The following is a 3,309-nucleotide window of genomic DNA, read 5'->3' as shown; positions in this document are numbered from 1 at the left end:
ACCATCATCGCGGCGAAGACGATCACGAGCCAGGCCCGGTAGGGCCTGATCAGCCCGAGCACCAGGCGCGTCATGTCCCGGCTCTGCGTCTTGGCCATGTGCCTGGCCACGCGGGTTGCCGAGTCCTGCGTGAGGTCCGTCGCCGCTTCAGTGGGGAGGGGTGTTGACATGCCAAGGACGGGCTAGACGTGGCTGGTCAGGGGCGACCGGCCGCCGTGATGATGATCTCGACGCGGCGGTTCTTCGCCCTGCCTCGCGGCGTGTCGTTGCTCGCCACCGGGCGGGCGTCTCCGAAGCCCTGCGCCGAGATCGAGTTCTGCGGCACACCCTTCGACGTGAGGTAGCGCACGACATCGTCGGCTCGTGCCGAGGAGAGTTCGAGATTGGACGGGAAACGCCCCCTCAACTCGGGACCGATCGGCACGTTGTCGGTAAATCCCTGGACCACGATCTGCTGGCCCGGCAAGTTGCTGAGGGTTGGCGCGATCTTGCCGAGCGCCTGCTCACCATTGGGGCTCAGCCTCCAGCCCCCTTCGGGGAAGAGGATTTCGTTGACCATGGTCACCTTGAGTTGGTTCTGGAGCTGGGTGATCTGCGCCTGGTCGCTGCTCAACTCGCTGGTCAGCTGCTTGTTGAGCGTTGCGTAGGTGTCGGCCTTCTGCACTTCGGTGTTGTAGGTCTGCTTGGTGACGCAGCCCGCGGCCAGCACCGTGGCGCACACGGCCAGAATGAACTTGGATGATTTCATGACTATCTTCTCGCTGTTGAACAAATGCAATGTGTTGACACCGCCAGCTTCAATGCCGGCGGTTCGGGAATCGCCCCAGGGTCGCCCACACTTCCATGGCGCTCCGACTTCCGGTTCCGTCGCCGTCGATCGTCGGGAACGCTTGGATCGCCATAGGAATCTTCAAAACTTGAATCCGGCACCGAAGTAGATGCCGCCCATGGCCACCTTGTTGAGCAACGCGTCGTCGCGCTTGTAGTCGAGGTAGCGATAGCCGAACTTGAGCGAAGTGGTGGGCGAGTACTGGTAGCTCGCGCCGGCGATGGCCTGCCAGCTCGAAGTCGAGCTGCCTTCTCCCACATCCAGGTAGCCCATCAGCGACCACCTGTCGCCGAGCGGGACGGTAGCGCGCACGCCGAGGATTCCGTTGGTCGAGCTCGCGCTCTCCGCGATATGCCGCCCTAAGCCGCGCGGGCTTGGCGCGATGTCGACGTTGGTGCTGGCATCGACATAGCGAACGCCGCCTAGCACATCGACCGCCACCGGCCCCTCGGCCACGCGATAGAAGCCGGCCAGCGTGGCGATGGTCTGCTCGGACTTGACGTTGTATCCGCCCAGCAGGCCGCCTGCGAGCTGATTGCCGACGCCCAGCTTCACGTACTGCACGTCGAGCAGCCCGCCCCACGGCCCCTTGCGTGCTTCGAAGGTACCCATGGCGCCAGCATCCAGCGCCTCCAGGAGGCCCTTGGAGCTCACCGAAAGCGTGTCGCCGGGCAGCGGCCCCAGTTTCAGATCCGACCGGATACCGGCCAGCCACAGATAGGGAATGAACTCGAACTGCCAATCGTTGACAGAAGGCTGCGTGGTCTGCGCTGCGGCAGGCAGGCAGCCCAGTGCGGCAGCGAAGGACAAGAATGTGGATGTGAATCTCTTCATTGCGGCGATTGCGCTCGCAGTTCCGCAAAGCGTCGGGCGAACGCCGATGACCATTTGTTGAAGGCATCTTGCGCATAGCTCCAACTGGTGAACGAGCTCACGTAGCCGTTCATCCAGGCTTCGGCCGCGGTGGTCGCGCCCTTGTTCAGATCGGCCGCGTACTTGAGGCCGATCTGCGTGTCGGCGCATTCGGCCAGCACGGCACCCGTGGCGCCATCACGGAATTGCGCTTCGAGCCCGGTCTTGCCCAGGTACGGTGTCGAGCCCACCGGGCGGCCGGTGGCCGCGCCCGAGCCCATCTCGGCGACGAAGCCGTAGGGCACCGCGGTTCCCGCCATGCTGGCCAGTGTGTTGGTCGGCACCAGCGAGGTCAACGCCAGCCTGACTCGCAGCACGCCAGGGCCGGGGGTGCTGACCAGTTGCACCTCGGGCGTCAGGTTCTTGACCAGCGCACTGTGGAAGTAGTCGAGCAGCGCCTTGAGGTCGGTCGGATCGATTGGGCTCTGCTCGTTGGCCGGCGTGACGTAGACCTGGATGCGCTCGATCAGAATCTTGTCGTAGCGCTTCCAGTCAATGCCGGCCTGTCGCCAGCAGAGGAATCCGCCATTGTTGGGCTGCACCTTCAGCTTGCCGGGTTCCGTCAGGAAGCCGACGTTGGAGACCTTGGCGACGTTGTTGTCGGAGGCGGTGATGCCGGCATTCCCCGAGCCTGGCGCCGCACAGCCGGAAATGAGGCTCACAGCCAGCGCAAGGCAGAGCAGGGCAGGTGGGGTGAACTTGCTGGGTTTCATGCAATGTCCTCGAGGCGGTGGTAGTTCATCAATAAGGCAACGGTGCGGGCACGACGGTGTAGTACACGCCGTTGGCGCCGTAGGACGGCCGGAACCAAGTACTGCCAACCTGGTAGTAGGTGACGCCGGCCTGGGTCACGATCGACGCGCCAGGCGGCACCGTTGCGTAGTTGACGCCCACCGAATACACCGGCCGCGTTGCACTGGCGATCGCGGCGCCGGCTGCCAAGCCGACGACCGCACCCGCGGCGACCGCGCCGGCGCAGTCGTAGCATCCGCCGTGGTAGTAGGGCACCGCCACTGGCACGTGGTAGGGCGCATAGCCCCCGTAGCCGTAGGCCGGCGGGTGGTAGGTGCTGAAGCCGCCGCCGGTGGTGTGCACTGCGCCGTAGCCCGCGACCCCTTCGCTGTGGCCGCCATTGGCGTTGGTATGGCTCCAGCCGCCGAAGGCATTGGCGGACGTCGAGCCGCCCCAGCGATTGTCATGCGTGGCACTGCCGAAGCCGCCGTAGGAGTGGCCGCCGAAGCGGTTGGCGCTGGCCCAGGCGGCCGCCGGTTCGTGGATGCCGGCCGACATGAGCAAAGCGACCAGCGCGGGAAAAAGGACCTTGGTGTTCGTCATGGTTCGTTCTCCTTACTTCGTCTTGGTCGTCTTCTTCGCTGCCGCCGATGGCTTCGGTGCGGCGAAGCCGATCTTCTTCGCATTGGCCGCATTGACCGCCGCAAAGGCCTCGGCCGCGATCACCGGGTCGAGCTTCCAGTTCGACAGCTCGACCTGGTGGCGCAACTGGAGCGGGTCGCCGCGGAACACCGCACGCAGCTTGCGAGGCAGCTTGTCGTCGGCGCCGATCCAGA

General features: G+C 65.0%; 5 protein-coding genes. All 5 read right to left on the bottom strand.

Annotation, left to right across the window (positions count from 1 at the left end):
* Positions 1 to 196: 196 nt before the first annotated feature.
* Positions 197 to 748 carry an OmpA/MotB family protein gene (locus AB4Z46_RS35085; RefSeq protein WP_442288168.1) on the bottom strand — a complete coding sequence of 184 codons (552 nt, stop codon included), beginning with the start codon at positions 746 to 748 and terminating at the stop codon, positions 197 to 199.
* Between the two features lie 162 nt (positions 749 to 910).
* The gene (locus AB4Z46_RS35080) at positions 911 to 1,639 is read right to left on the bottom strand and encodes an outer membrane protein (protein ID WP_442288167.1); all 729 of its coding nucleotides are present in this window, start codon (positions 1,637 to 1,639) and stop codon (positions 911 to 913) included.
* Between the two features lie 20 nt (positions 1,640 to 1,659).
* Complete coding sequence (locus tag AB4Z46_RS35075; protein ID WP_442288166.1) at positions 1,660 to 2,454, bottom strand: DUF3313 domain-containing protein; 795 nt, start codon at positions 2,452 to 2,454, stop codon at positions 1,660 to 1,662.
* 28 nt (positions 2,455 to 2,482) lie between these two features.
* Complete coding sequence (locus tag AB4Z46_RS35070) at positions 2,483 to 3,076, bottom strand: hypothetical protein (RefSeq protein WP_442288165.1); 594 nt, start codon at positions 3,074 to 3,076, stop codon at positions 2,483 to 2,485.
* A gap of 12 nt (positions 3,077 to 3,088) precedes the next feature.
* On the bottom strand, positions 3,089 to 3,309 hold a 221-nt coding region (locus AB4Z46_RS35065; RefSeq protein ID WP_442288164.1), incomplete at its 5' end, for a DUF2092 domain-containing protein.

It is taken from the genome of Variovorax sp. M-6, assembly GCF_052114385.1.
Classification (GTDB): Bacteria; Pseudomonadota; Gammaproteobacteria; order Burkholderiales; family Burkholderiaceae_C; genus Variovorax.
Note: the sequence above shows the minus strand (reverse complement) of the source record. Positions and strands in the feature narration are given on the sequence as shown.